General features: G+C 63.8%; 5 protein-coding genes. 1 reads left to right on the forward strand and 4 read right to left on the reverse strand.

Features of this window, described 5'->3' with window-relative positions:
- The 4 genes from AC3AYF_RS13545 to AC3AYF_RS13560 all read right to left on the reverse strand — a co-directional run.
- Positions 1-374: aromatic amino acid lyase (locus AC3AYF_RS13545; protein ID WP_487779855.1), on the reverse strand; the 374-nt coding region annotated here is incomplete at its 3' end.
- 96 nt (positions 375-470) lie between these two features.
- On the reverse strand, positions 471-785 hold the full coding sequence (locus AC3AYF_RS13550; protein ID WP_295035011.1) for a putative quinol monooxygenase: 315 nt from the start codon (positions 783-785) through the stop codon (positions 471-473).
- 83 nt (positions 786-868) lie between these two features.
- Positions 869-1,300, reverse strand: coding sequence for a hypothetical protein (locus AC3AYF_RS13555; protein WP_295035012.1), 432 nt, complete (start codon positions 1,298-1,300; stop codon positions 869-871).
- A gap of 103 nt (positions 1,301-1,403) precedes the next feature.
- Positions 1,404-2,171 carry a DeoR/GlpR family DNA-binding transcription regulator gene (locus AC3AYF_RS13560; protein WP_295035014.1) on the reverse strand — a complete coding sequence of 256 codons (768 nt, stop codon included), beginning with the start codon at positions 2,169-2,171 and terminating at the stop codon, positions 1,404-1,406.
- 367 nt (positions 2,172-2,538) lie between these two features.
- Here AC3AYF_RS13560 and AC3AYF_RS13565 point away from each other — a divergent pair.
- Positions 2,539-2,810 (forward strand): tripartite tricarboxylate transporter TctB family protein (locus tag AC3AYF_RS13565; protein WP_487779856.1); only part of this gene is annotated, 272 nt, incomplete at its 3' end.

Here is a 2,810-nt window from a genome sequence, read left to right on the forward strand (position 1 = left end):
AGCGCGAAGCGCACGCCGGACACGCCCTGGCAAAGCGACTGCAGGCGAGCGGCGAGCACCGCGCGCGCGGCCTCGGCGTCGAGGAAACGACCCAGCCCGCAGCCATGGAACGTATACAGCTGACGTGGCAGCGCCTCGACCTGGGAGAGCGGAATCGCGGTGACGCAGGAGTCGCCGTAGCCGGTGGTGATGCCGTAGATCTCCCCTTCGCGATCGAGCAGGCCGTCGACGATCGCCGCTCCCCGATCGATTCGCTCGCGCCAGAGCGGATCGGCGTCGAGCCTTGATTCCACGCGGCGCTCGGCCAGGGCGACGATCGATTCGATGGATAGCGGCTCTGGGCCGAAAGTGACCGGCGGGGTGTTCGGGGACATGCGGCGGCGTCCGATTGGGTTCATGGATCGCCGAGTGTAGCCGCGAGCAAAGGCTCGCGGCCAGCGGGAGCGGACGGGAAGCGCTTCCCGGTGGGCTTATTCGGGGCGGGTGGCGGTGTAGAAGAAACGCACCGAAGGTTCGGCGGCGAGCAGCGGGGCGGAACCCTCCTTGAACGGCGCGTAGTGCGGCATCTGGGTGTGATGCTCGAAGGCGGCGCGGTCGCGATAGACCTCGTGCAGCACGACGATATCCTCGCTGCCCTCCGGCGTCAGCACGTCGAAGGCGAAGCAGCCCTCTTCATTGGCCAGGGACTCGCTGGCGTCGTTGTGCGCCAGCGCCAGAAAGGCCGGGACTTGCCCAGCCTTGACCTGGAATTCGGCGATGACCACGAAATGGGTGGTGTCGGCCATGGGAATCTCCTTTGGGGGAATGGATGTGTTGCAGGCAGTCTAGGCACGCGACGGCGGGGGGCGAAAGCCGCCGGCCCTGTCAGTCAGTGGACGCGAGGTGCCTCGCCCATGCCGAGACGCTCCTGGAATTCGGCCACCGCGCTCTTGAGCAGTTCCAGCAATCCGGGAATCAGCGCCACGCCCTGATCCGGCCCCTCGACGAACTGCTCGACGCTGACGTGCACGGCTTCGTTGTGCACCACCAGTTTCGCGGCTTTCAGGGTATTCATCACCTCGTTGGCGGTTTCCAGTAACAGAATCCGGGTGGTGGTCTCCGCGGCCTGCCATACGCCGGGCAGCATCAACTGGAAGAACGCCGGCTCGTCGGCGGCGACGACCAGCACGAATTCCAGCTGGTCCTGGCGTATGCGTGCCGCATGGGTGTCCATCGCCTCGATGTCGATCTCCATGGCGCGCAGCTGTTCGATGTAACGCTGGAGTGGTGCGTTGGATTCCTGTGCTGTATCGGCTTGCATTAGTGCGCTCCGGGCAGAGTCGTGTCTTGGGCGCGGCGGCGCCAACGACATTCATTGTAATGCAGGACGCCGCGGAAGACGGGCTTGATCGGCCGGGTCCGATTCAGGGCTGTATCCTGGACGGATTGAGGATCGTGGCGCCAAGTCTCTCGAACGGTTCGATCCGCTCATCGGTAGCGTCGGTGATCAGCGTCCAGCGTGGCGGAAAGGCGGTCCAGTGCTGCTGGCTCGCGCGACCCAGCTTGGTGGCATCCGCCATCACGTAGACTTCGGCGGCGCGGGCGATCATCGCCTCCTTGAGCCACGCCTGTTCCGGGCTGGCTTCGCACAATCCGAGTTCGGTCACGCCATCGGCGCTGAGAAAGAGCCGGTCGACAGTCAGCCTCGCCAGAGCGGCATGCGCCAGTGGGCCGTAGGCGGTCATGCTCGAGGCGCGCAGATCGCCCCCCAGCACGGTCGTATGACCCTCCGGCAGGTTCGTCAGCCACGTCAGTGCCGCCATGTTGTTGGTGACCACGTGAAGGCCGCGTCGCTCGTTGAGCCGTGCGGCCAGTGCGGTCGTCGTGGTGCCGCCATCCAGCAGCACGGTGTCGTGATTCTCGATGCAATCCAGCGCGCAGCCCGCCAGACGCGCCTTGACGTCGCCCTGGCGCGTGCGTCGCTGCTCCAGCGTCAGCTCCGGTTCGCGATGGCCGATGTGAGCTGCCGCACCGCCATAGGTGCGCACCAGCAGGCCCTGGTCGGAAAGCGCGCCCAGATCGCGCCGGGCGGTCGCTTCGGAAATCCCGAAATGCTGGCAGAGGGCCTCGATGCTGGTGATGCCGGAGAGCACGGCATCCAGCATGGCCTGGCGGCGTTTGGCGACTTTCATGGCGGTGTCCCGTGTTCAGTTATAGCGACATTACGGCATAAGCGGCGTGGTGTTAAAGGAGGGCGATGAGGTGGCCGTCCGGCTGTCGGTTCAGCGATGTTAGTTCGACATTTTGATCAAATCGAGCATTACCGGAAGAGATATTTCCTGCCTCTTTCGCGGTCGGGTAGTGCATCAGTCCGTCTCTTTTTGCCAGCAAGGTCGCGATTCGCGTTGTCCCTTAGCCAAGAGTCTTATTGCCACTCAAGATCGAATCGATCATTTTTGGTTTGCTCTTTGCGCTTTTATGATCGTTTCGATCGAAAGCAGGCGGGGAGCGATTCGAGAATATCCGAAGCCGTCGATGGTAGCTGAAGCGAGAGACGATGTGATTCGAAAAAAGACGGATTGCCAGCTTGCGCTGTTCCTGATGCTGTTTTGCGCCTTTGCCGCATGGCGCACGACGCTGATTCCAGCTTCCGGTACCGGCACCCGGGCGGGACCGGACTTCTTTCCCTGGCTGGCGATCATTGGCATCGCCGTGCTGGCACTGGCGCTACTGCTGAGGGGACTCAGGACCTCGCCCCGGCCCAAGCCAGAAGCGGGCGCCGGACGCATCGGCTACGGCGTGTTGAGTCTGTTTGCCGTCCTGATGGTGGC

It is taken from the genome of Salinicola sp. (assembly GCF_982684285.1).

What these genes read in the sequence shown, in the direction of transcription:
- AC3AYF_RS13560 (WP_295035014.1), bottom strand. Translation starts at nt 2,171, where the DNA reads ATGAAAGTCGCCAAACGCCGCCAGGCCATGCTGGATGCCGTGCTCTCC.
- AC3AYF_RS13550 (WP_295035011.1), bottom strand. Translation starts at nt 785, where the DNA reads ATGGCCGACACCACCCATTTCGTGGTCATCGCCGAATTCCAGGTCAAG.
- AC3AYF_RS13555 (WP_295035012.1), bottom strand. Translation starts at nt 1,300, where the DNA reads ATGCAAGCCGATACAGCACAGGAATCCAACGCACCACTCCAGCGTTAC.